The following is a 24,941-nucleotide window of genomic DNA, read 5'->3' as shown; positions in this document are numbered from 1 at the left end:
GGGAACTTTGAGAGCATTTGTGGCGAGGGGATTCATCCCCGATGGGTGGCGAAGCCGCCCCCAAACCCGATATCAGGGCCTATCAGGTACACCGCGGGTGATGGTTCTGCGACTGCTGCGCAGCCGATCGGGGATAAATCCCCTCGCCACAGGTGCTGACTTGCTCAAGTAATCAGTTCGCCACAAATCTGCGTCCAGCGTACGATACCCGCCATCTTTTCCCAGTCTTGTTATCGGAGTTGCCCATGAGTGCCGTCACTCGCGCAGCGGTGGAAGCCGTCCTCAGCCAATACACCGACCCCTACCTGAACCAGGACCCGGTCAGCGCCGGTTGCGTGAAGCACATCGAGATCGATGGCGACCGCGTGAAGGTTCAGATGGAAATCGGCTACGCCGCCGGTCTGTTCAAGAGCGGCTGGGCACAGTTGCTGCAGCTGGCCATCGAAAACCTCGATGGGGTGACGATCGCCAAGGTCGAGGTCAACAGCGTGATCGCCGCGCACAAGGCCCAGGCGCAGATCCCGGGGCTGGCCAACGTCAAGAACGTGGTCGCCGTGGCTTCGGGCAAGGGCGGTGTGGGCAAGTCGACCACGGCGGCCAACCTCGCGCTGGCGCTGGCCCGTGAAGGCGCCAAGGTGGGGATTCTCGACGCCGACATCTATGGCCCGAGCCAGGGCATCATGTTCGGCATCCCCGAGCGCACCCGCCCCGAGGTCAAGGATCAGAAGTGGTTCGTGCCGCTCAAGGCCCACGGTGTCGAAGTCATGTCGATGGCGTTCCTGACCGACGACAACACGCCGATGGTCTGGCGCGGGCCGATGGTCTCCGGCGCACTGCTGCAACTGGTTACGCAAACCGCGTGGGGTGACCTGGATTATCTGGTGATCGACATGCCGCCAGGCACCGGCGACATCCAACTGACCCTGGCGCAGAAAGTCCCGGTGGCCGGTGCGGTGATCGTCACTACCCCGCAGGATCTGGCGTTGCTGGACGCGCGCAAAGGCGTGGAAATGTTCCGCAAGGTCAACATTCCGGTGCTGGGCGTGGTGGAAAACATGGCGGTGCACATCTGCTCGAACTGCGGACATGCCGAGCATCTGTTCGGTGAGGGCGGTGGCGAAAAGCTGGCGACCCAATATGGCGTCGAACTGCTGGCCTCGCTGCCGCTGTCGATGCTGATCCGCGAGCAGGCCGATGGCGGCAAGCCAACGGTGATCGCCGAACCGGACAGCCAGATTGCCATGGTCTATCAGGAACTGGCCCGCCACGTCGGCGCGCGCATTGTGTTGCAGGAAGCGGCGACGCCGGCGATGCCTAACATCAGCATCAGTGACGATTGATAAGCAGAAACACAATCAACTGTGGGAGCGGGCTTGCTCCGGGCGGCGTTCCGACGAAGGCGGTGTGTCAGTCGACGAAAATGTTGTCTGACCCACCGCCTTCGCGAGCAAGCCCGCTCCCACACTGGTTTTTGTATTGCCAGTCAGATCCGCAACCCGCCATCCATCTCCAGAATCCGCCCGGTGTAGTAGTCGTTCTCGAAGATATACGCCGCCGAATGGGCGATCTCTTCCGGCTTGCCCATGCGCTTGAGCGGGATACCCGAAGTCATCTTCTCCAACGCTTCCGGCTTCATGCCCAGGGTCATCTCGGTTTCGATGAAGCCCGGCGCAATGCCTGCCACGCGAATGCCGTAGCGCGCCAGTTCCTTGGCCCAGGTCACAGTGGCTGCGGCCACGCCAGCCTTGGCGGCAGAGTAGTTGGTCTGGCCGACGTTACCGGCACGGGAGATCGAAGAAATATTGATGATCGCGCCGCTGTTCTTCAGCTCGACCATTTTCGCCGCCACTTCACGGGTGCACAGGAACACGCCGGTCAGGTTGACGTCGATTACCGCCTGCCACTGGGCCAGACTCATCTTGGTCATTTCGCCGTCCTTGACCTTGAGCAGCAGACCATCCCGCAGGATCCCGGCGTTGTTGATCAGGCCATGGATCGCGCCGAAATCTTCGGCAACCTGCGCGACCATGTGCTCCACCTGTTCTTCATTGGCCACGTTGCACAGATAGCTGCGCGCCTCGACGCCTTTGGCCTTGCAGGCTGCGACCGCGTCATCGAGTTTTTCCTGATTGAGGTCGACCAACGCGAGCTTCGCGCCTTTGCCGGCGAAATACTCGGCCATGGAACGGCCCAAACCCTGGCAACCGCCGGTGATAATGATTACTTTGTCGTTGAGTTGCATTCGCATGCCCCGATAGCCGGTCTGAGTGGTTTTTGTTATTGGCGACGCTCGATCCGAATCGATTATGGCCGGATTGCACATGAGCATTGCCCGATGGCGTGACCGGGACTTATCCCCAGGCGCCTGTCCGTTTTTTCGACGGATTCTATTTAAGGAGTCATAAATTGAGCGTTGAAGCGGCCAAGAATGCCCGAGAATTGCTTCTCAAGGAATACCGTGGCGTATTGTCCACCCACTCCAAATCGATGCCGGGTTTCCCGTTTGGCTCGGTGGTGCCGTATTGCCTGGATGAGCAGGGTCGCCCGCTGATCCTGATCAGCCGCATCGCCCAGCACACCCACAACCTGCAGAAGGACCCGAAATGTTCACTGCTGGTGGGCGAGCGCGAGGCCGACGACGTGCAGGCCGTTGGTCGCCTGACCTATCTGGCCGAAGCGCAGAAGCTCGAAGACCCGGCTGCCATCGAAGCCGCCGCCGAGCGTTATTACCGGTATTTCCCCGACTCGCAGAACTACCACAAGGCCCACGACTTTGATTTCTGGGTGCTCAACCCGGTGCGTCACCGCTACATCGGCGGTTTCGGCGCGATTCACTGGGTCGATCAGCTGACCCTGGCCAACCCGTTTGCCGGCAAGGCTGAAATCAGCATGGTCGAGCACATGAACAGCGATCACGCCAAAGCCATTGCCCACTACGTGGAGCTCAGCGGGTTGCCGAAAACCGTACCGGCGCAACTGGCCGGAATCGACAGCGAAGGCATGCACTTGCGCATCGGTCAGGCACTGTATTGGCTGCCGTTTCCAGCGCCTTGTCATACGCCGATACAAGTGCGCGAAGCCTTGGTTTCTCTGGCTCACGCCGAGGTCTGGCCAAAAAATGCGGTGGCTGACGCTTGAATTCACGAAAGGGCGACGTCATCTAAGGCTTACTGCAAGGCATTTCTTGCGTTGAGGAATCTTTGATGCGCCCTTTTTTGTTGCTCTTTCTGCTGTTTCCGGTGCTGGAGCTGTTCGTATTCGTCAAAGTGGCAGGGGCGATCGGGTTTTTCCCGGCCCTGCTGCTGATCATTCTCGGCTCGATGTTCGGTGTGTTCGTACTGCGCGTCGCCGGTCTGGCCACGGCACTGCGTGCCCGTGAAAGCCTGAATCGCGGTGAGTTGCCCGCACAGACCATGCTTGAAGGCTTGATGCTCGCCTTGGCCGGTGGCCTGTTGATCCTGCCGGGCTTCATCAGCGACGTGGTCGGTCTGGTGATGCTGCTGCCGTTCACCCGTCGACTGCTGGCCAATAAAATGCGTCAGCGCGCCGAAGAACAGGCGATCCGTCAGCGGGCCTTCGCCGACGACCTGCAACCCCGTGGCGGTCCTGCACCGCGCCAGCCTCTGGGCCGCGAGGGTGATGTGATCGAAGGCGAGTTCGAACATCGCGACAGCAAGTAACCCCTGCTTCGACACGGCACCTTCGGGTGCCGTTTGTTTATGCGCGGCATTCAAGGGGCAATTGATGAAAAATTTTCTGCCCCCGCCCTTGTAATAAGCTTATGCGCCCTTATGTATCGGTCACCGAAAGGTTTCCGGCATTCAAGCCGGACAGACTTCCGCGGTTTGCTCGACGAACCGCAACCGGCGCAGGCCGGATTTGTTAAACCCGCCGGGACTACACCGGCCGATGAAAACCACAATTAGGAGAGATCGACAATGAAGCTTCGTCCTCTGCATGACCGCGTCGTCATCCGTCGCAGCGAAGAAGAAAAGAAAACCGCTGGCGGTATCGTCCTGCCAGGTTCGGCTGCTGAAAAAGCCAACCACGGTGTGATTCTCGCTGTAGGCCCGGGCAAGGCTCTGGAAAACGGTGAAGTGCGTGCACTGTCCGTGAAGGAAGGCGACAAGGTTGTGTTCGGTCCTTACTCCGGCAGCAACACTGTGAAAGTCGACGGCGAAGACCTGCTGGTAATGAGCGAGAACGAAATCCTCGCTGTTATCGAAGGCTGATACCCCCCGTTCATTTTCCCGTTACTACAAAGTATTTAAGGAATATCGATCATGGCTGCTAAAGAAGTTAAGTTCGGCGATGCCGCTCGCTCCAAGATGCTCAAAGGCGTCAACGTTCTGGCTGACGCGGTAAAAGCGACCCTGGGCCCGAAAGGCCGTAACGTGATTCTCGAGAAGAGCTTCGGCGCTCCGACCATCACCAAGGACGGCGTTTCCGTCGCCAAGGAAATCGAACTCGAAGATCGCTTCGAAAACATGGGCGCGCAGCTGGTCAAAGACGTTGCCTCCCGTGCCAACGATGACGCTGGTGACGGTACTACCACCGCTACCGTTCTGGCTCAATCGATCGTCAACGAAGGCCTGAAAGCCGTCGCTGCCGGCATGAACCCGATGGACCTGAAGCGCGGTATCGACAAAGCGACCATCGCGATCGTCAAAGAGCTGAAAGCCCTGTCCAAGCCATGCGCTGACACCAAGGCTATCGCTCAGGTAGGTACCATCTCCGCCAACTCCGACAACTCCATCGGCGACATCATTGCCGAAGCCATGGAAAAAGTCGGTAAAGAAGGCGTGATCACCGTTGAAGAAGGCTCGGGCCTGGAAAACGAACTGTCGGTTGTAGAAGGCATGCAGTTCGACCGTGGCTACCTGTCCCCGTACTTCGTCAACAAGCCGGACACCATGGTTGCCGAGCTCGACGGCCCGCTGATCCTGCTGGTCGACAAAAAGATCTCGAACATCCGCGAAATGCTGCCAGTGCTGGAAGCCGTTGCCAAAGCCGGCCGTCCACTGCTGATCGTTGCCGAAGACGTTGAAGGCGAAGCCCTGGCGACTCTGGTCGTGAACAACATGCGTGGCATCGTCAAGGTTGCAGCCGTCAAGGCTCCAGGCTTCGGCGACCGTCGCAAGGCCATGCTGCAGGACATCGCCGTTCTGACCGGCGGTACCGTAATCTCCGAAGAGATCGGCCTGAGCCTGGAAAGCACCACCCTGGAGCACCTGGGTAACGCCAAGCGCGTGACCCTGTCCAAGGAAAACACCATCATCGTTGACGGTGCTGGCGTACAAGGCGACATCGAAGCCCGTATCGCTCAGATCCGCGCCCAGGTTGCCGAGACTTCCTCGGACTACGACCGTGAAAAACTGCAAGAGCGTCTGGCCAAGCTGTCCGGCGGCGTTGCAGTGATCAAGGTTGGCGCTGGTTCCGAAGTTGAAATGAAAGAGAAGAAGGCCCGCGTTGAAGACGCCCTGCACGCAACCCGTGCAGCCGTTGAAGAAGGCGTGGTACCTGGCGGTGGCGTTGCGCTGATCCGTGCTCTGGAAGCCCTGACCGAACTGACCGGCGACAACGCTGACCAGAACGTCGGTATCGCTGTACTGCGTCGCGCTGTTGAAGCGCCGCTGCGCCAGATCGCTGCCAACTCCGGTGACGAGCCAAGCGTAGTCGTCAACGAAGTGAAGAACGGCAAAGGTAACTTCGGTTACAACGCTGCTTCGGGCGAATACGGCGACATGATCGAAATGGGCATCCTGGACCCAACCAAGGTAACCCGTTCCGCTCTGCAAGCTGCAGCCTCGATCGGCGGTCTGATCCTGACCACCGAAGCGGCTGTTGCTGATGCACCGAAGAAAGAAGGCTCGGCTGGCGGCGGTATGCCAGACATGGGCGGCATGGGTGGCATGGGCGGCATGATGTAAGCCAGCCTTACCCCTGTAACGAAAAACCCCGCCTGCGATGAGCAGGCGGGGTTTTTTATTGCCCGGATTTCAAGCTTCACACCGTCCCCTGTGGGAGCGAGCCTGCTCGCGAAAGCAATCACCCCGTCACTACAGCTGTGACGCATGCACAGCATTCGCGAGCCGGCTCGCTCCCACATTGGGATCTGGATTTCCTGTGATAACCGGTTGCGCAAAAAAAAAGCCCCGGTGCATCAGCCCGGGGCGTTTCTATTGACGGTTACTGTTCGCTGACCTGGACAGTGCTGTCCTTCGCCGGCTTCCAGCTCAGCAACTGCTGTTTGAAGCCATAACTGGCCGCCTGGTAATACGCAATGGCCCGGCTGACCAGCGGATCGTCGCTGCTGACCCGCGACTCGCGGCTTTCGGTCAACGCATCGTCATGCCGGCGCAAGCCCTGGCGCGGGCTGAGGATCGCCAGATCCTTGCCGTCGAACAGGCCCAGATGCTGGTAGTTGCCGACCACCACGCGCGGTGGCAGCGGGTTGTCCTGCAACAGGTTGCGACCGAAGAACGTCGAGGTGTAATCCAGGTTGAGCAAGCCCAGCAGCGTCGGCGCCAGATCGATCTGACTGGCCAGTTGCGCGCTTTCGCGGGCTTCGATCATTTTCGGCGCGTAGATGAACAGCGGGATCTGATAGTTGGCGATCGGCAAGTCTTCTTTACCGGCGCTGCCCGCGGTGTGGTCGGCGACGAAGATGAAGATCGTATTGTCGAACCATGGCTTTTGCCGCGCCTGCTCCAGGAACTGACCAATCGCATAGTCGGTGTACTTCACCGCACCATCACGGCCGTTGCCGGATTTGATGTCGATCCGGTTGTCGGGGTAGGTGTAAGGGCGATGGTTGGAGGTGGTCATCAGTTGCAGCAGAAACGGCTGCTGTTTGGCGTAGTCGGCATCCGCCAGTTTCAGGGTCTGGCGGTACAGATCTTCGTCGGCCATGCCCCAGGCGTTCTTGAAGTGGATCTCGGCTTCATCGACGCTGCTCTGATCGACCACATGATAGCCGTTGCCGCTGAAGAACGCGTTCATGTTGTCGAAGTAGCCGCGTCCGCCGTAGACGAACACGCTGTCGTAACCCACCGCGCTCAACTGCTGGCCAAGGCTGGCGAAACCGCTTTCACGGCCGATGCGCTTGACGATCGAGCGGCCTGGCGTCGGCGGGATGGCCAGGGTGATCGCTTCCAGACCGCGGTCGGTGCGGGTGCCGGTGGCGTAGAAGTTGTTGAAGTACAGGCTCTGCTTGCGCAAGGCGTCGAGGTTTGGCGTCAGGTTGCGACCGTCGCCATTGCTGCCCAGGTACTTGGCGCTCAGGCTTTCGATGGTCACCAGCACAATGTTCGGCTTGCGCGGGGTGCCCGGGTTGTCGATCACCCGGCGGATGTCCTGGGGATCCTTGCCGATGAAACGCGCGTCGCTTTCGCTCAGCTCGGCGCGGATCTGGCTGGCGACTTTTTCTGCCGGCAGGCTCTTGTAGAACTGGGTGTAGTCGAGTTCATTGTTACGGAACGCGGCGAAGAACTGATACGGACCGTTGCTGGCCAGTTCGTTCTGGTAGGCGTTGCCGCCCTGGGCACGCGGGGCGTCCTGGCTGAGCAGTTGCAGGCTGAGGCCCGCGACGATCAACAGGCCCAAGGCACTGAGCAGACGCCCGCGCAGCGCTGGCAGCGGGGCATTCATGGCAGCATTGAACGGCTTGCCCAAGGCAAAGCTGATCACCACGGCCAGCACCGCGAGGAGGCTCAGCAGTTTGCCGATCGGGTACGACTCGAGGACGTTGTTCAGCACTTCGTCGGAATACACCAGGTAATCGACGGCGATGAAGTTGAAGCGCACGCCGAACTCGTCCCAGAACAGCCATTCAGCCACCGCCACGAACAGCATGGCGAACAGGCTGATGGTCAGCAGGGCGCGCAGGAACCCGCGATGTCCACGACGCCGCCACAGGCCCGGCGGGCAGAGCAGCAGGTACAAGCCCATCGGCAATGCCGCATAGGCCAGGAAACCCAGGTCGTAGAGCGCGCCGATGCCGAACATCGACAGGGCGAAGCCGCCGGCCTCATCCAGGTGAGTCAGCAGCAGTACCGCTCGAGTCAGAAGAAAGATGACCAGCCAGGCGCCGGTGATGAGCAGCAGAAAGCGCATGGGCGCAGTCTTGAAAGGGTCCATTGTCTCGTTTTCCTTATATCAATGGCGCGCGAGTGTCACGGCGCCACTGTAATCAGGTTGTGAATCCATAGTGAAAACTTTGTTAAATATTTAATTTGGTTAGGCAAATGGATCGGCGTGCCTGCCGGCCCTAGCCCTGAAACGGCGTTGGCCTTAAGCTGCGCGGGCCATGACGGCCGTAACTGTGTACGGAGGAGATGCCAATGCGAATTCTATTGGTCGAAGACAACCGCGATATCCTGGCCAACCTGGCCGATTACCTGGGGCTCAAAGGCTATACCGTCGATTGTGCCCAGGACGGCTTGTCGGGCCTGCATCTGGCTGCCACCGAGCATTACGACCTGATCGTGCTCGATATCATGCTGCCGGGGATCGACGGCTACACCCTGTGCAAGCGCCTGCGTGAAGACGCCCGACGCGATACGCCGGTGATCATGCTCACCGCCCGCGATCAACTGGACGACCGCCTGCAGGGCTTCAAGTCCGGGGCTGATGATTACCTGGTCAAACCGTTTGCCCTGTCGGAACTGGCGGCACGCATCGAAGCCGTGATGCGTCGCACCCAGGGCGGCGGCCGTCGCGCGCTGCAGGTCGGTGACCTGACCTACGACCTCGACACGCTGGAAGTGACCCGCGAGGGCAAGCTGCTCAAGCTCAACCCGGTCGGGCTGAAGCTGCTGGCAGTCTTGATGCAGAAGAGTCCGCATGTCCTGCGTCGGGAAATTCTCGAAGAAGCGCTGTGGGGCGATGACTGCCCGGACAGCGACAGCCTGCGCAGCCACGTCCACCAATTGCGTCAGGTGATCGACAAGCCATTCGCCAAGCCGTTGCTGCAAACCGTGCACGGCGTGGGTTACCGCCTGGCCGAGGGGCGTGATGGAGTTTAAGCAAAGCCTTTCCCAGCGGATCATCATCGCCTTTGCGCTGATGAGTGCGCTGGTGGCCGGGGCCTTCGCCATGGGCATCGTGGCGACCGTGCACCTGGTGGAGGAAAAACTGATTTCGGCGGGGCTGGGCGGCGACCTGCAACGTCTGCTGCTGATGGACAACGTCTCGGACTGGAGCCATCGCCCGGAACCGGACCAGTTGTTCTATTTCAGCGGCGGACCGGGTGATTTCGAGCTGCCCAAGGATCTGCGTCACCTCGATGCGGGGTTCCACGAAGTGTTCCGCGAGCAGCTGTCGTATCACGCGATGGTCGAGATCGTCGACGGTCGCCGCTACGTGCTGCTGCAGGATCAAAGCGATTTCGAAGAACGCGAGCGCGTGCTGTTCGCCGTGGTGCTGGTGGGCTTTGTGCTCAGTCTGGCGCTGGCGGTATTCCTCGGCTGGGTGCTGGCGCGCAAGGTCATGGCGCCGGTGGTGCGCCTGGCACGGCAAGTACGGCATCGCGATCAGTTGCTCGGTCTGGCGCCGCCACTGGCGCCGGACTATGCGGCTGACGAAGTCGGTGAACTGGCGGTGGCGTTCGATGCCACGCTCGGCCGTCTGCGTCAGGCGCTGACCCGCGAGCGGCTGTTCACCAGCGATGTCAGCCACGAACTGCGCACGCCGTTAATGGTGCTGGCCAGTTCCTGCGAACTGCTGCTGGAAAATCCGGGGCTGGATCAACGCGGTCGTGCCCAGGTCGAGCGCATCGCCCGCGCCAGCGAAGAAATGCGTGAACTGGTGCAGACCTTCCTGATGCTCGCCCGCGCCCAGCGTGAAGACGCCGGTTCGGCACCGCAGCAGAACATCAGTCAGGTGGCCGATGGCTTGTTGAGTATCTGGCGTGAACCGATCGAATCGAAAGGGCTGCGGCTGATGTTCGAGCCGGGCAATCCGCCGGACACTCGCTTCAACGCGACTCTGCTCAGCGCGGTCATGGGCAATTTGCTGCGCAATGCCTGCCACTACACCGAGCAGGGCTTCATCCGCCTGACGCTCAACGACAATGGATTCGTCGTCGAAGATTCGGGCGTCGGCATTCCCGAGGAAAAACGTGAGGCCATGTTCCAGCCCTTCGTGCGCGGCAATGAGAAGCGCGGCGAAGGCCTGGGCCTGGGCTTGTCGCTGGTGCAGCGGATCTGTGAAAACCAGGGCTGGGAGGTGACATTGAGCACCATGCAGCCCAATGGTTGCCGCTTTGAGGTGACGCTGGGCCGTGCTGACGGTCGCTGATGGCCCCGCGCTATTGCTTTCTCCCTGTAAAACCCTGTAATAGTTTGCCGGTTTACCTGACGTAATTTTCACAAAGGAACGACCTGACGCTGACATGCCACTACCTATGGTAGGGGCATCAGTTATTCAGGAGTCCTGAAAATGAGCAGACCGATCAAGCTCGATTTTTCCGAAAAGTATGATGACCAGCATGCACAAAAATATTTGCGCAAGCATCAGGACGGTCTCGGTCGTCGGTTGTCACATTGGCGGGACGAGCAACTGGCCCGCAAGGCGTTGACGCTGGCGGGCGAGCCGGGGCTGGTTCTGGATCTGCCGTGTGGTGCAGGGCGTTTCTGGCCGTTGCTGGCGGAAAAACCCAATCGGGTGATCATTGGCGCGGACAATTCCGAGTCTATGATCAAGACCGCGATGCAGGCGCAGCCGGCTGATGTGGTGAAACGGGTACAACCTTTGCACACGTCAGCGTTCGACATTGCCTTGCCGGATAACGCCGTCGACAGCATTTTCTGTATGCGTTTGCTGCATCACATCGGTGAAGCCGAACATCGACGGACGATTTTGCGCGAATTCGAGCGTGTCACCCGTGACAGCGTAATCATTTCGTTGTGGGTGGACGGTAATTTCAAGGCCTGGAAACGCAAACGCGCTGAACAGCGGCGCGGGCAGGAAGGTTACCAAAACCGGTTTGTGTTACCGGCTGTGACAGTAGAAAAAGAGTTCGAAGAGGCAGGTTTTCGCATTCAGGAACAACTGGACTTCATTCCGCTCTATGCCATGTGGCGGGTTTACGTATTACGCAAGAGGTAACAGGATGGCGGTGCAAATAGCAGCAGAAACGGAAGTCGCTCCCCAGGATCGCTTCGACTACTACTGGAACCAGCGCGGTGAATGGGTGGAAGAACCCAACGTGCGCCGTGGCGGGGAAAGTGGTGTGCAACGAGTCGTGGGCCGTGACGGCCAGTTACTGTATGCCAAGCGCCAGACCGGACATATCTATCGCAGTTGGCTGCATCCTTTCGGCCGGCCGACAGTCTTGCGAGAGCTGGATGCCCTGACCGGTGTCAGTCGCCTCGGCGTACGCGTCCCGCAAATCGTCTTCTGCGGTGCGCAGCCCGATCCGCAACACAAGTGGCGTGCGCTGCTGGTGACCAAGTCGCTGGACGGTTTCGACGAACTCGAGAAGTGGGAAGCCGCCGGTGGCCGTGCCCAATATGGCGAAGCGGTTTTCGAGCGCGTCCTCAAAGACCTGGCCGAAAACCTCGCGCGCATGCACAAGGGCCGTTGGCAGCACAGCTGTATCTACATCAAACACGTTTTTGTACGGGTGACCGGCGAAGGTGATTCGGCTCAGGTCGAAGTGGCATTGATCGATCTGGAGAAATGCCGTCAGCGTCTGACCGCTTATCGCGCGGCCTCCCATGACATGAAGCAATTGCGTCGCCATTCGTCGTTCAGCGACACGGACTGGAAAAAACTCGTCTACTTTTATGAGACGGCGTTTGGCAGCGCTATCAAAGGTTTATAGCGATGAAACTCGAAATTGCACGAGGTTTGTTTTTGGTTGGAGCCTTGGCAGTTGCTTCATTGGCGGTGGCGGCCTGGGAGCAGCCCCGCATGCAGGTGATCGGTGCTACCACGGGCGATGCTCACTGCGCAGTACCACGGGTGGCGAAAGCCTCCGTGGCGACTCAACCTGACCATGATCTGTTGTTGTTCATGTTCGGACTTTCTCAAGGGATGAGGCCACAGAGTTGAACCGATTGAAGCCAAAATGAAAGGCCTCGCAGATGCGAGGCCTTTTTTATTGCGCGTGTTCCAGGGATCACACCATTCCCCTGTGGGATCGGCGATGGATGGCAGGTTTGTGGCTGGCCGCGATCAAGGGTGGGAGTGGGCTTGCTCACGAAGGGGCCGGCACATTCAGCATTGCTGTTGGCTGACCCGACGCTTTCGCGAGCAAGCCCGCTCCCACAGGGGACTGTGGTGGATGAAGGATTGGGGGGGCTTGCCGCGATCAAGGGTGGGAGTGGGCTTGCTCACGAAGGGGCCGGCACATTCAGCATTGCTGCTGACTGACCTGACGCTTTCGCGAGCAAGCCCGCTCCCACAGGGGACTGTGGTGGATGAAGGATTGGGGGGCTTGCCGCGATCAAGGGTGGGAGTGGGCTTGCTCACGAAGGGGCCGGCACATTCAGCATTGCTGTTGGCTGACCCGACGCTTTCGCGAGCAAGCCCGCTCCCACAGGGGACTGTGGTGGATGAAGGATTGGGGGGGCTTGCCGCGATCAAGGGTGGGAGTGGCTGCTCACGAAGGGGCCGGCACATTCAGCATTGCTGTTGGCTGACCCGACGCTTTCGCGAGCAAGCCCGCTCCCACAGGGGACTGTGGTGGATGAAGGATTGGGGGGCTGGCCGCGATCAAGGGTGGGAGTGGGCTTGCTCACGAAGAGGCCGGCACATTCAGCATTGCTGTTGACGGACCTGACGCTTTCGCGAGCAAGCCCGCTCCCACAAAGGTAAATCGCTGTTATTTCGGATCGGGTTTCGCCAATAGGGTGTAGATGCACGGCAGCACAAACAGCGTAAACAGGGTGCCGATCGACATCCCCGTTGCAATCACGGTGCCGATATCAAACCGGCTCACGGCGCCCGCACCGGTCGCCAGAATCAACGGCACCATGCCGAACACCATCGCCGCCGTGGTCATCAACACCGGGCGCAAGCGGATTGCCGCCGCTTCCTCGACCGCTTCGCGCGCGGTCAGGCCCTTGTCCTTGCGCAGCTGGTTGGCGAACTCGACGATCAGGATCCCGTGCTTGCTGATCAGCCCGATCAGGGTCACCAGTCCGACCTGGGTGTAGATGTTCATGCTCGACCAGCCAAGGAACAGCGGAATCAACGCACCGCAGATCGACAGCGGCACCGTCACCAGAATCACCAGCGGATCACGGAAGCTCTCGAACTGCGCCGCCAGCACCAGGAAAATGATCGCCAGCGCCAGGGCGAAGGTGACCCACAGAGCGCTGCCTTCCTGCACGTACTGGCGCGAGGCGCCGCCATAGTCGAAGGCAAACCCGGCTGGCGCTTCTTCCCGGGCGATCTGCAGCACGGTGTCGATGGCCTCGCCCATGCTGACCAACGGGAATCCGGAAATCTTCGCCGCGTTGAGTTGCTGGAACTGGTTGAGCTGGCGCGGTCGCGCCCGGTCGCTGACCTTGATCAGCGTCGACAGCGGCAGCAGCTCGCCCTGGGTGTTCTTCACGTAGTAGTTGTTCAGCCAGCCAGGGTTTTCGCGGTACGGTCGCTCGACCTGGGCAATCACCTTGTAACTGCGGCCTTCGATGGTGAAACGGTTGATTTCCGCCTCACCCAGCAGCGTCGCCAGGGTGCCGCCCAGATCCTGCATCGACACGCCCATCTGCGCGGCTTTGGCACGGTCGATATCGACCACCACTTCCGGCTTGTCGAACGCCAGGTCGAGGTCGACGAAGGCGAATTTGCCGGACTCCATCGCACGTTTCTTGATCCGGTCGGCCACTTGCAGCAGCAATTCGTAGTCGTTGGCGGTATTGACCACGAATTCGAACGGCAAACCTTCACCGGTGCCGGGCAAGGAGGGCAGGTTGAAACCGAAAATCTGCAGGCCGGGGATACTCGCCAGTTTGCCTTGCACCTCGGGCAGGATCTGCATCTGCGTGCGGCTGCGCTCGTTCCATGGCTTGAGCAGGAAGCCGCCGATGCCCGCCTGCACGCCGTTGTAGCCGTTGATCTGGAACGAGGAGTAGTACTCCGGAAACTCCTTGAAGATCTTGATGAATTCGTCGGTGTAAGTGCTCAGGTAATCGAGGTTGGTCGGCTGGGGGGCCGTGGCCATCATGAAGATGATGCCCTGATCCTCGTCCGGCGCCAGTTCCGACTTGGTGAACTTGAGAAACACCGGGATCAGGCACAACACGATCACCGCGAACACCAGCACCACCGGCCGCGTGTTCAATGTGCCGTGGAGCATGCTCTGGTAGCGGCGCTTGAGACCGTCGAAAATGCGGTCGAGGCGGTGCGCCAGGCCACTGGGGTTTTCTTCGTGGCGCAACAGCAGGGCGCACATCATCGGCGACAGGGTCAGGGCGACGATCCCGGAGATCACCACGGCGCCGGCCAGGGTCAGGGCGAACTCCTTGAACAAGGCCCCGGTCAGCCCGGTGAGGAAGCCGATCGGCGCATACACCGCCGCCAGGGTGATGGTCATCGACACCACCGGCATGGCGATTTCCCGCGCACCTTCCAGTGCGGCCTCCAGCGGCGTCTTGCCTTCCTCGATGTGTCGGTGAATGTTCTCCACCACCACAATCGCGTCATCTACCACCAGACCGATGGCCAGCACCATCGCCAGCAGGGTCAGGAGGTTGATCGAGTAGCCCATCATCTGCATGAAGAACATCACGCCGATCATCGACAGCGGGATGGTCACCACCGGGATCACCACCGAGCGCAACGCGCCGAGGAACAGGAACACCACCACGATCACGATCAGCACCGCTTCGAACAGGGTTTTCACCACTTCGTCGATCGAGGCCTGAATGAACTGGGTGGCGTCGTAGGCAATCTCGCTCTTGAGGTTGGGCGGCAATTGCGCTTCCAGCTCCGGCATCAGCTTGCGCACTTCCTTGATCACGTCCAGCGGGTTGGCCCCCGGTGTGGCCTTGATGCCGATGTACACCGACGGCGTGCCGCCGAACGAGCTGATCGAGTCGTAGTTTTCCGCGCCCATCTCGACCCGCGCGACATCGCTGAGCAGCACGCGGCTGTCGCCACTGACCTTGAGCGGAATCGCCGCGAAGGCTTCGGCGGATTTCAGTTCGGTGTTGGCGTTGATGCTGGTGACCACATATTCGCCCTTCACCTCGCCAGCGGCGGAGAGGAAGTTGTACTGGCGCACGGCGTTGGTCACGTCGCTGGCGCTGAGGCCGAAACCGGCGAGCTTCACCGGGTCGAGCCACAGGCGCATGGCGAATACCTGATTACCGAGAATCTCCGCCTCGGCCATGCCCGGCAGGGTCGCCAGTTTCGGCTGGATCACCCGCGACAGGTAGTCGGTGATCTGCGGGTTGCTCAAGTCCTTGCTGAAGAAACTGATGTACATCAGCGCCGAGGCGTCGGCCGATTCCTTGCTCAGCACCGGGTCTTCGGCGTCCTGTGGCAGCTTGTTCTTGACCTCGTTGGCCTTGGCCAGCAGTTCGGTGAACAGACGGTCGGTGTTGGAACCGATGCGCGCGTAGATCGAAATCACCGAGAAGTTCTGGCGACTGACCGAGGTCATGTAGTCGATGCCCTCGGCGCTGGCCAGGCTCTGCTGCATCGGCTGGGTGATGTAACCCTGAATGGTTTCGGCGTTGGCCCCGGGGTAGGCGGTGGTCACCGTGATCAGAGCGTTTTCCATTTGCGGGTACTGGCGCAGCGGCAGCTTGCTCCAGGCCTGGAAACCCAGCAGCACAATCAGCAGGCTGACCACGGTGGCGAGCACCGGGCGGCGGATGAACGGATCGGTAAAAGCCATGGGGATTCCTTGATCAGTCGGCGCGAGGCGGACTGTTCTGCTCGCCGAGGGTCTTGTCGTCGCTGATGGCAATGTGTGCGCCGTTGTCCAGTTTGATCTGGCCGGCGGTTACCACTTGTTCGCCGCTCTGTACGCCCTTGTTGATCATCACCAGGCCATCGCGGCGCTCACCGGTCTCGATGAAGCGACGTTCGGCGATCAGTACCGGTTGGCCCTTGTCGTCTTTTTCGACGCTGCCGTCCTCGGCCTTTTTCTGCCCGACCACGTACAGCGAGTTGCCGTAGAGGGTGTAGGTGATCGCGCTTTCCGGCACCACGACGTGTTTCTGCGGATCGGGCAGCAACACGTTGAGGCTGGCGAACATCCCCGGCAGCAATTTGCCGTCGGGGTTGGCCAGGGTCGCGCGCACCAGAATATTGCGCGTGGTGCTCTCGACAATCGGGTTGATCGCGCTGATGGCGCCGGGGAAGTTCTGCCCGGGATAGGCCGCGACACCAATCTGCACCGGTTGCCCGATGGCCAGTTTCGGCACCGATTGCTCCGGCACATAGAAATCGGCGTAGAGGCTGCTCAGATCCTGCAGGGTGGCGATTTTGGTGCCGCTGGCGAGGTAGTCGCCGACATCCACCTGACGGATGCCGATGGTGCCGCTGAACGGCGCAAGGATGCGTTTTTTCGCCAGCGAAGCGTTGAGCTGATTGACCGTGGCCTTGTTCTTTTGCAACACGGCGGAGAGACGGTCGTACTCACCTTTGGAGATCGCGCGGCTGTCGACCAGTTGGCTGCCGCGACCGAAATCCAGTTGCGCCAGTCCCAGGTCAGCCTTGGCGGTTTCCAGCAGGGCGGTCTCGACCGCGCTGTCGAGCTGCAGCAGCGGTTGCCCGGCCTTGACCTTCTGTCCGGATTCGAATTTGAGTTCGGTGACGGTGCCGGCGACTTCAAGACTAAGCTCGACGCCTTGCAAGGCCTTCAGCGAGCCGACGGTGGGCAAACGCATCTGCCACGGCTGTTCGCTGGCACGGGCCACGGCGACACTGATCGGCGGTTTTGGTTTGGAGAAGCCCTGGATCATGGTGTAGATCGAAAAGGCTTTGTACCCGCCCAATACCAGGACGACCAGCAAGACAACACCCAACATGATCAGCATGCGGCGACGCAGCATATTTCCAGTTCCTTGGATAAATCAGGTGAGACAGGCGGGCACATTACTCCGAGTCAGGTGGGGATTCCAACTGCCAGTTTTTACAGGGGAGGGCGGAGTGAAGAAGTCTAAACACTGAACCTGTGGTGAGGGGATTCATCCCCGATGGGTGGCGAAGCCGCCCCAAAACCTGAAACCGCGGTCTGTCAATTGAACCGTGTGCGATGGTTTTGCGACTGCTGCGCAGCCGATCGGGGATAAATCCCCTCGCCACAGGTTATGAGTCGTACTCAGAACAGGTGGATTATGCGATCAAGTGCAGATGGTTGTCCCAGAGCCCTGCCGGCAATTCCAGCGGCTTGGCCAGCAGCTCATCCTGGCGGCAATCGTAGTAGCGGCAGCGGCCCTGACCCGAGGTCACGACGAAACCGTCCTGCACCGCACCAACGCCGGCGCAATCGGGCAGCGGCGCGTCGAGGCGCACTTCGCCGCTGTCCAGATCCCAGATGAAGAAGCGATTGCCACGCGGCGCGGTCAGCGCCACCAGACGCAGATCGCTGTGCACTGCGACGCTGGCGGTGTAATGCCCCATCGACTGCAACTGATGCTCTGGCACCGGGAATGCCACGAAGGGTTGGCCCGGACGCTTGATCGCCAACAGCTCGGAGCGCTCATGCGAGGCGCCCATGAACTGCTGGCCGGCGACGATGGTGCCGTCGCTGGCAATGCCCAGATGACGCACGCTGTTCATCTGCTGGGAAAGGGTTTCCTTGCTCAGCAGGGTGCCGTCGCGCTGCATCAGCACCAGGCTCGGTTCCATGGCGTTGAGGTTCATGTCGACGCGGCTTTCGGCCTCGGTGCGGATCCCGCCGTTGGCCACCACCAGGGTTTCGCCATCGGGCATCCACGAGACCTGATGCGGGCCGAGGCCATGGGTGGAAATCTCACCGCTGTGCACCAGCCGCTCGCCTTCGAACTTGTACACCCCGAGCAGGCCACGCCCCGGATCCGTGGTGTCGTTCTCGGTGGCGTACAGGTATTCGCCGTCCTTGTGCACCACGGCGTGGCCGTAGAAATGCCGGTTCGGCTGCGAAGTCACGGTTTGCAGCAACGTCCCGTCGCGCAGATCGATCAGGTAGCTCTCTGTGCCCGGGCGGCGGGCGACGAACAGCGCGATCGGCAGCGTCGGGTGGTTGATGATGTCGTGACAGCGCTGGCCGACCTCGGTGGCGAACACCTGCGTACCGTCCAGCCGATAACCGACGGCGTAATGCTTGCCGTCGGTGTCATCGCGCGCCGAGAGCAACAGCGGGCTCTGATCCTTGCGCTTGAACAGCGTCCAGCCGCCCAGTGTCACTGCTCCCAGCAGCAAACTACCTAAAGTCAGAGCCTGGCGTCGCAGCATGGCACTTGCCCTCATCAGTCACCGTCGTTGGCGTTGAAGCCCAGTTGGATACCCAGCGCCTTGGCCAGTTCGCCTTCGTGCAGGCGATGGACGACGTTGAGGCTGTCGTAGAGATCGTTGAGTTGTTGACGACCGGCGTCGTCCTGAAGCATTTCGGTCAGCGAGCGCTGGCTGCTGTCGAACAGTTTCAGCGACGCGGCGTAAGCGGCGTCGATCTTGTCCGCCAACGGTTTCTGCTCGGCCGGCAGCAGACTGCGCAGGCCTTTGTTGTCGACGCCTTCCCAGACGGTTTTGGCTGCAGCGAGGCTGGCTTCCAGCGCGGTCAGCGACGACTGGCTGCGCCACGCATCGGCCTGGAACGGTTGCGGCACGCCCTTGCTCTGACGGCCCATCGGCGTACCGAGTTTTTTCTTCAGGGTGTCGAGGGCGGTGACCTGCACACGCAGCAGATCGGCGATCGCTTCGTGAGAGTCGGCGTAGCGCTGGTTAGGGAACTTGCTCATTTGCGCGAGCATGCCGTCGGTGTTGTTCCAGCTCTGCAGAATCTCTTCGGCCAGTTGCTTCTGGCGCTCGCCGATGGCGATCAGCAGTGGGCAGTATTTGGCTTTCTGCTCGGCGTTGGCGACGTCCGGTTTTTCATCGAACAGGATGTATTCGTAAGCCGACAGGCCCTGCACCACAACGCTGGATTTGGCCAGGGCGGCGGCGTCGATTTGCGGCTGGGCGACCACCAGTTGCTCGACCTGACGGCCGACGAGGTTTTTCTTGTCCGGCCAGAACTGCACCTGCCACGAACGGTTGCCCTCGGCCAATGGGCCGATCAGCAGCGGTTGCAGCTCGGCCCAGGCTTTCTGCGCGTGCAGGAAGTCGGCGCGAGCGGTTTCCAGGGTTTCCTTGCCTTGGCAGTAGGCGAGGGCGCTGACCGCCAGTTGCTTGTCGGCTTCGACCCAACGGGTGTAAGTCGGCAGGATCACCGATTTGGCGATGGCCGCCGACGTGACCGCTTGCGGGTCCTGCGGCGAGCAGGCGCCGAGGGCGAGTGCGGCAAGGCTGGTGAACAACAACTTGGGACGGAACATGTCGGGCTCCCGATTCTTTTAAGTGTTTAAAGTGAGTTCAAGAACGCCAGCAGCGCAGCACGCTGCTCGGCGTTGAAAGACAAAACCTGTTGCTGCGCCTGCTGCGCTTCGCCGCCATGCCAGAGCACGGCTTCGAGCAGGTTGCGGGCGCGGCCGTCATGCAGAAACTGGGTGTGACCACTGACTGCCTGCGTCAGACCGATCCCCCACAATGGCGGAGTGCGCCAGTCGCGGCCGGAGGCCTGGAATTCCGTACGGTTGTCGGCCAAGCCGTTACCCATGTCGTGCAGCAGCAGATCGCTGTACGGGCGAATCACTTGATTGGCCAGTTCAGGTTCGGCGGCGTTGGCGGCGGTAGTGTATTTCGGTGTGTGGCAGGACTGGCAGCCAGCCTGGAAGAACAGGTTCTTGCCGGCCAGCACTTGTTCGTCGTTAACGCCACGACGTGCCGGCACTGCGAGGTTGCGTGTGTAGAACAGCACCAGACGCAGGATGTTGTCGCTGACTTCCGGCTCGCCGTCCGGGCCATTGCCATTCGGCGCCTGCTTGCACGCGGTTTGCGCGTCGGTGCAGTCATCGAACGGCCTCAGACTGGTCGTGAGGCCCATGTCTCCGGAAAACGCATGGACATTCTGCTGATTGAGATTCGGTTGCCCGGCTTTCCAGCCGAATCGACCCATGACGGTCTTCTGCAATGCGTCATCCCAGACCTGATTCGGTCGACCATTGATGCCGTTGTTTTCTTTGGCTTGCGCGGCAGCGTTGGCGAGGATCGCTTCTTCGGGAATCGCTTCGAGCAGGCCGAGGCCGATCATCGGCGGTGCGACGCGGGCCGAGAAACGCGTGTCCGGGTGCATCGGGCCGTAGCCCAACTGAGTGAATTGCAGAACCGGTTTGCGCAGCTCGACTTCGGTGCCGTCCTTGAAACGAATCGGCACCGGGGTGTACTCGACGCGCACCTTGCCTTCCGGGGTGACCCCGGGCACGGCCATGTCCTGGAACTGGCCGCCGTAGACCGGCTCGGGCACCACGCCGACTTGCTCGATGACTTTGGCATAGGCCGGCGAATCGGGGATCGACAGACGCACCAGCATCGACACCGCGTTCGCCGCATCCGGCGTGGGCGGATGTCCGCGACCGTCCTTGATGTGGCAGTTCTGGCAGGCATTGGTATTGAACAGCGGGCCGAGGCCATCGCGCGCGGTGGTGGTCGACGGGGCGATCACCCACGGACTGCGGAAGAAGCTGTTGCCGACACTGAAGTCGACCCGGCGCGACGGCGGCAGATTGGCCGAAGGCAACGAGAACGCATTCTGATCGGTCTTGCGCACGGTCGCCGCCCCGCCCGAACGCGCTTCACCCGGCTCAGCCTTGGTAAAGCGCGGGGCGTCATCGCAGGCACTCAGGCCCAGGGCCAGAAACAGTGCGGACAAGCGAAGCGGCAGCGAGGGCATCAGACATCCTGCGGACGGGCGAAAACAAAGGCGCAAAGTCTAACAGGGCGAGTGAGTTTGAATAAGAGGAATTATCGTTTGCTTGATATGGCGCAGTGATTTGGAGAAACGCAGTCCCCCCTGTGGGAGCGGGCTTGCCCGCGAAAGCGGTGTGTCAATCAATTCATCTGTGTCTGACCCAGCGCTTTCGCGAGCAAGCCCGCTCCCACAGGGTTTTGTGTACGGCAGGCATGAAAAAGGCGACCCGCAGGTCGCCTTTTTCAGTCGAACGCGCGTGATCAGAACTCGTGATCAGCGTTGTCCGGGTTCAGGTCGCTGATGCCCAGCTTGCCGGCGGCGGCTTCGATCGAACCGGTCTGCTTGACCAGTGCGGCGATGGCGTCACGCACGATCTGGTTGCCGGCGGTGTTGCCCGCAGCGATCAACTGGTCGTAGTGCTCACCCTTGTTGGCGTGATCGACCATGACCTGGATTTTCGCTTCGGTAGCGGCCAGATCGGCTTTCAGCGCGGTGTCGGCAGCCGGGTCGGCCTTGGCCACCAGCGACGACAGGCTGGCACCGGTCATTTTGGTGCCATCGGTGCGGGTGTATTCGCCCAGGTACACGTTACGAATGCCTTTGGCATCGTAGAAGTGCGAGTTGTGGGTGTTGTCGCTGAAGCAATCCTGTTCGTCTTCCGGGGAGTTGGCTTCCAGGGAAACCTTCATGCGCTCGCCCGCCAGTTCGCCCAGGGACAGGCTGCCCATGCCGAACAGCATTTTGCGCAGGCCGCTTTCAGCCGGCTCGGCTTCCAGAGTGGCGCGGTAGTTGTCAGCCACGTTCGGCTTCCAGTTGCCGACCATTTCTTCCAGGTCGCTGACCAGCAGTTGGGTCACGGCTTTCAGGTAGGCACGGCGACGATCATTGTGACCGCCGGTGGCGCCAGCGCCTTCCAGGTAGTCCGAGGCTGGACGGTTGCCGGCGCCCGGGCCGGTGCCGTTCAGGTCCTGGCCCCAGAGCAGGAATTCGATGGCGTGGTAGCCAGTGGCAACGTTGGCTTCGGAACCGCCCAGCTCGTTGAGGCTGGCGAGTTTTTCCGGGGTGATGTCTTTCACATCGACCTTGTCTTCGCCGACCTGCACTTCAGTGTTGGCGATGATGTTGGCGGTGGCGCCCGGGTTGCCCAGAGCGTGCTCGTAGGATTTGTCGACGTAGTCGATCAAGCCTTCGTCCAGCGGCCAGGCGTTCACCTGACCTTCCCAGTCGTCGATGATGGTGTTGCCGAAACGGAACACTTCGCTCTGCAGGTAAGGCACGCGCGCAGCGACCCAGGCAGCCTTGGCGGCTTTCAGGGTGTCGGCGTTCGGTTTGGCGAGGAACGCGTCGACCGCGGTTTGCAGGGTTTTCGCAGTGGATTCGGCATCGCTGTAGACGGCGAAGACCATGTCGGCGTAGTGCGCGACCACAGCCTTGGCGGCGGCTTCATCGACTTTACCGGCAGCGGCAGGTGCTGGCGCGGCAGCGGTGCTGGCGGCCGGCGTCGGCGCGGCCGGGGCGGCAGCCTTGTCTTTGCCTTCGCCGCAACCGGCGAGGGAAATAGCGATGGCCAGCAGACTGGCGGTAGCCAGAGGCATACGAATCATGGCGAACATCCTGCTTCGGTAATGGAATGGACAGGGCGCGGGGGTGCGCAAAGCTGCGACATAATGCAAATCTTTCGCATTATGTGTAAAGGGCTGTGGCTGGAAATATTTCTTATTTAGCCGCTTGTTATGCGCGGCATCAAAGGATCGCCGCGTTGCTACGCTGCGCCTGTTTGAGGTAGGCCGTCAGCTCCCGGGCAGGCAGCGGCTTGCTGTAGTGGTAGCCCTGACCTTCGTGACAGCCTTCGGAGATGATGTAGGACTCTTGCTCGGCGGTTTCAACGCCTTCGGCGATCACCTGCATGCCCAGGCTCTTGCCCAACTGGATGATCGCGCGAACGATGGTCGCATCGTCGTCGTCATCCAGCAGATCCTGGACGAAGCTCTTGTCGATCTTGATCTTGTCCAGCGGCAGGCTTTTCAGATAACTCAGCGATGAGTAGCCGGTGCCGAAGTCGTCGATGGCGATCAGCGCGCCGGAGCGGCGCAGGCTCAGCAGATGCTGGGCGGCGGTGCTGATGTCTTCCATCAGGCCGGTTTCGGTGACTTCCAGCTCCAGGCTGCGCGGCGGCAGGCGGTAGATCTGCAGCAGGTTGTTGACCACTCGCGGCAACTCGGCGTGGTGCAGTTGCACGGTGGACAGGTTGACCGCCATGCGCAGATCGACAAAGCCCTGATCGTGCCATTCGCGCAATTGCTTGCAGGCCTGATCCAGCACCCACTCGCCGATGGCGATGATCGTGCCGTTCTGTTCTGCCAGCGGAATGAACAGGTCCGGCGGCACCAGACCGTGTTCCGGGTGCTGCCAGCGAATCAGCGCTTCGACCCCGACCACGCGGTGATCGCGGTAGCTGATCTGCGGCTGATAGACGAGGTAGAACTGGTCGCGAATCAGCGCATCGCGCAGGTCTTTTTCCAGTTCACGACGCCGACGCATCTCGCTGTCGACGCTGGCGATGTAGAACTGATAGCGATTGCGCGAGCGGGTCTTGGCCAGCGTCATGGTCTGCTCGGCCTTCTGCAACAGCTTCTCGGTGCTGTCGCCATCCTCGGGGAACAGGGTGATGCCGATGGTCGCGCGCAGGCGGATTTCCTGATGGTCGAGGGCAAACGCCGCTTCCAGATCATCGAGGATGCTTTGCGCCAGTTCCGCCGCTTCGTAAGGTTGCTCGATATCGGCCTGCACCAGCGCGAACTGGTCGCCACCCAGCCGGGCGAGGGCGCCGAGGCGACCGCTGTGGGCGCGCAGGCGGTCGGCCAGCGCCAGCAGCAACTGGTCGCCGGTCTGGTAGCTGAACTGCTCGTTGATTCCTTTGAAATCATCCAGCCCCACACACAACACCGCAACCCGGCGTTGCAGCTTGCCGGCGTCGACCAGAATCTTGTCCAGTTGCTGCTGCAATTGCTGGCGGTTCGGCAGGCCGGTGAGGAAGTCGTACTGGGCCATGCGCAGCAGGCTGTTTTCCGCTTCGTGGCGCAGATGGGTGTTGCGTTCTATCGATTCGAGCAACTGGTTGGCGGTGTTGATCCAGATGCCGAGTTCATTTTTTTCGTGACCCTTGAGCTGTGGAATCTTGTGCTCGCTGGGGCGATCGGGATTGATTTCGGTCAGGTGCTCGATGATCCGCGACAGCGGCTTGGTCAGCAGCCAGTGATAAACCAGATACAACACCAGGCCCATGGCCAGGGCGCGCAAGACGCCGGAAATGAAAATAATCACCGAACTGACGATGAAACTCTCGCCATAGGTGGCGGTGTCGAGGGTGATGCTCAGGTCGCCGTAATACTCGCTGTAGGGACCGCGACCGACCAATTGAGTGGTGAAGGTGCGTTCCTGACCGAGAATCAGGTCAGTCAGCCAGCGGCTGTTGGAGTGCTGCAACTCACGGGACTTCTGCGCGAGCATCGCCTCGTTGGGATGGCCGATGGAAGCCTGGCGCACGGCGTCGTCCTGGAACAGGCCTTCGATCACCTGCATGCCCATTTCCCGGTCCAGGCTGTAGACCGCCTGAGTCGAGGGATCACGGAACATGTCGAGGATGCGCTGAGCGTCGCCGGCCACCGCCTGGCGGGTTTTATAGGCATCGAAAACAATCTGGGCGCAGCTCAAGACCACGCCGACGATCAATGCCGAAAGGAGCACGACCCGGAGCAACTTCACCGACAAGCTGTTCTTGAGTTCCAGCTTCAAAGGGTTATTCCTTGTTCCGTGCGGGTAGCGTCAAGTTGCCATGAGTATTGGCAATCCCGTGTTGGCAGTCAAAGGGACAATCAAGCCTCGGAACATTTGCCCGTGGCCTTGGCCGAAATACTGCTGTCTGGAGTCTCAGCTCTATTTGTACTGTGTCGGTAGTTTCGGCCCTCAACTTGAGCAGTCTGGAACA

19 protein-coding genes are annotated in these 24,941 nt (G+C 60.7%); 10 read left to right on the top strand and 9 right to left on the bottom strand.

The genetic code is table 11. From position 1 onward, the window contains the following. The first annotated feature begins 245 nt into the window (after positions 1–245). Positions 246–1,340 (top strand): iron-sulfur cluster carrier protein ApbC, encoded by a 1,095-nt coding sequence (apbC, locus tag M0808_RS13550; RefSeq protein ID WP_098965355.1) that lies wholly within the window; start codon positions 246–248, stop codon positions 1,338–1,340. Positions 1,341–1,483: 143 nt separating this feature from the next. Here apbC and M0808_RS13545 read toward each other — a convergent pair whose 3' ends face one another. Next, on the bottom strand, positions 1,484–2,242 hold the full coding sequence (locus M0808_RS13545) for an SDR family oxidoreductase (RefSeq protein WP_016773416.1): 759 nt from the start codon (positions 2,240–2,242) through the stop codon (positions 1,484–1,486). A gap of 164 nt (positions 2,243–2,406) precedes the next feature. Here M0808_RS13545 and M0808_RS13540 point away from each other — a divergent pair, with 164 nt between their 5' ends. From M0808_RS13540 to groL, 4 genes are all read left to right on the top strand, one after another. Beyond that, positions 2,407–3,138, top strand: coding sequence for a HugZ family protein (locus M0808_RS13540; RefSeq protein ID WP_247841434.1), 732 nt, complete (start codon positions 2,407–2,409; stop codon positions 3,136–3,138). Between the two features lie 65 nt (positions 3,139–3,203). Next, positions 3,204–3,680 carry an FxsA family protein gene (locus M0808_RS13535; RefSeq protein ID WP_096795133.1) on the top strand — a complete coding sequence of 159 codons (477 nt, stop codon included), beginning with the start codon at positions 3,204–3,206 and terminating at the stop codon, positions 3,678–3,680. Between the two features lie 258 nt (positions 3,681–3,938). After that, a complete protein-coding gene (locus tag M0808_RS13530; RefSeq protein ID WP_007916610.1) occupies positions 3,939–4,232 on the top strand; it encodes a co-chaperone GroES in 294 nt (97 codons plus the stop codon). A 51-nt stretch (positions 4,233–4,283) separates the two neighbouring features. Next, positions 4,284–5,930: a chaperonin GroEL gene (groL, locus tag M0808_RS13525; RefSeq protein ID WP_007964008.1), complete on the top strand. Its 1,647-nt coding sequence runs from the start codon at positions 4,284–4,286 to the stop codon at positions 5,928–5,930. 259 nt (positions 5,931–6,189) lie between these two features. On the opposite strand, the gene M0808_RS13520 is transcribed toward groL, so the two are convergent. Beyond that, a complete protein-coding gene (locus M0808_RS13520) occupies positions 6,190–8,139 on the bottom strand; it encodes an LTA synthase family protein (protein ID WP_247841432.1) in 1,950 nt (649 codons plus the stop codon). Positions 8,140–8,342: 203 nt separating this feature from the next. Here M0808_RS13520 and colR point away from each other — a divergent pair, with 203 nt between their 5' ends. The 5 genes from colR to M0808_RS13495 all read left to right on the top strand — a co-directional run bounded on the left by colR (position 8,343) and on the right by M0808_RS13495 (position 12,057). Next, on the top strand, positions 8,343–9,026 hold the full coding sequence (gene colR / locus M0808_RS13515; protein ID WP_007964011.1) for a two-component system response regulator ColR: 684 nt from the start codon (positions 8,343–8,345) through the stop codon (positions 9,024–9,026). Then, positions 9,016–10,299, top strand: coding sequence for a HAMP domain-containing sensor histidine kinase (locus M0808_RS13510; protein ID WP_098965347.1), 1,284 nt, complete (start codon positions 9,016–9,018; stop codon positions 10,297–10,299). Before colR ends, M0808_RS13510 begins: the two co-directional genes overlap by 11 nt. 141 nt (positions 10,300–10,440) lie before the next feature. Further along, positions 10,441–11,109 carry a class I SAM-dependent methyltransferase gene (locus tag M0808_RS13505; protein ID WP_098965345.1) on the top strand — a complete coding sequence of 223 codons (669 nt, stop codon included), beginning with the start codon at positions 10,441–10,443 and terminating at the stop codon, positions 11,107–11,109. 4 nt (positions 11,110–11,113) lie between these two features. Beyond that, positions 11,114–11,827 (top strand): lipopolysaccharide kinase InaA family protein, encoded by a 714-nt coding sequence (locus tag M0808_RS13500; RefSeq protein WP_223008043.1) that lies wholly within the window; start codon positions 11,114–11,116, stop codon positions 11,825–11,827. 2 nt (positions 11,828–11,829) lie between these two features. Further along, positions 11,830–12,057, top strand: coding sequence for a hypothetical protein (locus M0808_RS13495; RefSeq protein WP_095136970.1), 228 nt, complete (start codon positions 11,830–11,832; stop codon positions 12,055–12,057). Between the two features lie 772 nt (positions 12,058–12,829). Here M0808_RS13495 and M0808_RS13490 read toward each other — a convergent pair. From M0808_RS13490 to M0808_RS13460, 7 genes are all read right to left on the bottom strand, one after another. Next, the gene (locus tag M0808_RS13490) at positions 12,830–15,856 is read right to left on the bottom strand and encodes a multidrug efflux RND transporter permease subunit (protein ID WP_096795129.1); all 3,027 of its coding nucleotides are present in this window, start codon (positions 15,854–15,856) and stop codon (positions 12,830–12,832) included. 13 nt (positions 15,857–15,869) lie between these two features. After that, positions 15,870–17,018 (bottom strand): efflux RND transporter periplasmic adaptor subunit, encoded by a 1,149-nt coding sequence (locus tag M0808_RS13485; RefSeq protein WP_247841430.1) that lies wholly within the window; start codon positions 17,016–17,018, stop codon positions 15,870–15,872. Between the two features lie 283 nt (positions 17,019–17,301). Then, entirely contained in the window at positions 17,302–18,402 is a 1,101-nt protein-coding gene (locus M0808_RS13480; protein WP_247841428.1) for a DUF1513 domain-containing protein, read from the bottom strand. A gap of 14 nt (positions 18,403–18,416) precedes the next feature. Further along, a complete protein-coding gene (locus M0808_RS13475) occupies positions 18,417–19,481 on the bottom strand; it encodes an imelysin family protein (protein WP_247841426.1) in 1,065 nt (354 codons plus the stop codon). A gap of 26 nt (positions 19,482–19,507) precedes the next feature. Further along, entirely contained in the window at positions 19,508–20,935 is a 1,428-nt protein-coding gene (locus M0808_RS13470) for a di-heme oxidoredictase family protein (protein WP_247841424.1), read from the bottom strand. 278 nt (positions 20,936–21,213) lie between these two features. Continuing rightward, positions 21,214–22,557, bottom strand: coding sequence for an imelysin family protein (locus tag M0808_RS13465; RefSeq protein ID WP_134787216.1), 1,344 nt, complete (start codon positions 22,555–22,557; stop codon positions 21,214–21,216). A gap of 139 nt (positions 22,558–22,696) precedes the next feature. Continuing rightward, a complete protein-coding gene (locus tag M0808_RS13460; RefSeq protein ID WP_096795124.1) occupies positions 22,697–24,748 on the bottom strand; it encodes a bifunctional diguanylate cyclase/phosphodiesterase in 2,052 nt (683 codons plus the stop codon). Positions 24,749–24,941: the final 193 nt, after the last annotated feature.

Origin of the sequence: Pseudomonas sp. MWU12-3103b, from assembly GCF_023100615.1 — a bacterium.
Lineage (GTDB): Bacteria > Pseudomonadota > Gammaproteobacteria > Pseudomonadales > Pseudomonadaceae > Aquipseudomonas > Aquipseudomonas putida_A.
This window is presented reverse-complemented; position numbering and strand designations above follow the sequence as displayed.

Coding starts and splice junctions, on each gene's coding strand:
- apbC (WP_098965355.1), top strand. CDS start 246: ATGAGTGCCGTCACTCGCGCAGCGGTGGAAGCCGTCCTCAGCCAATAC.
- M0808_RS13545 (WP_016773416.1), bottom strand. CDS start 2,242: ATGCAACTCAACGACAAAGTAATCATTATCACCGGCGGTTGCCAGGGT.
- M0808_RS13535 (WP_096795133.1), top strand. CDS start 3,204: ATGCGCCCTTTTTTGTTGCTCTTTCTGCTGTTTCCGGTGCTGGAGCTG.
- M0808_RS13530 (WP_007916610.1), top strand. CDS start 3,939: ATGAAGCTTCGTCCTCTGCATGACCGCGTCGTCATCCGTCGCAGCGAA.
- groL (WP_007964008.1), top strand. CDS start 4,284: ATGGCTGCTAAAGAAGTTAAGTTCGGCGATGCCGCTCGCTCCAAGATG.
- M0808_RS13520 (WP_247841432.1), bottom strand. CDS start 8,139: ATGGACCCTTTCAAGACTGCGCCCATGCGCTTTCTGCTGCTCATCACC.
- colR (WP_007964011.1), top strand. CDS start 8,343: ATGCGAATTCTATTGGTCGAAGACAACCGCGATATCCTGGCCAACCTG.
- M0808_RS13510 (WP_098965347.1), top strand. CDS start 9,016: ATGGAGTTTAAGCAAAGCCTTTCCCAGCGGATCATCATCGCCTTTGCG.
- M0808_RS13505 (WP_098965345.1), top strand. CDS start 10,441: ATGAGCAGACCGATCAAGCTCGATTTTTCCGAAAAGTATGATGACCAG.
- M0808_RS13500 (WP_223008043.1), top strand. CDS start 11,114: ATGGCGGTGCAAATAGCAGCAGAAACGGAAGTCGCTCCCCAGGATCGC.
- M0808_RS13495 (WP_095136970.1), top strand. CDS start 11,830: ATGAAACTCGAAATTGCACGAGGTTTGTTTTTGGTTGGAGCCTTGGCA.
- M0808_RS13490 (WP_096795129.1), bottom strand. CDS start 15,856: ATGGCTTTTACCGATCCGTTCATCCGCCGCCCGGTGCTCGCCACCGTG.
- M0808_RS13485 (WP_247841430.1), bottom strand. CDS start 17,018: ATGCTGCGTCGCCGCATGCTGATCATGTTGGGTGTTGTCTTGCTGGTC.
- M0808_RS13480 (WP_247841428.1), bottom strand. CDS start 18,402: ATGCTGCGACGCCAGGCTCTGACTTTAGGTAGTTTGCTGCTGGGAGCA.
- M0808_RS13475 (WP_247841426.1), bottom strand. CDS start 19,481: ATGTTCCGTCCCAAGTTGTTGTTCACCAGCCTTGCCGCACTCGCCCTC.
- M0808_RS13470 (WP_247841424.1), bottom strand. CDS start 20,935: ATGCCCTCGCTGCCGCTTCGCTTGTCCGCACTGTTTCTGGCCCTGGGC.
- M0808_RS13465 (WP_134787216.1), bottom strand. CDS start 22,557: ATGATTCGTATGCCTCTGGCTACCGCCAGTCTGCTGGCCATCGCTATT.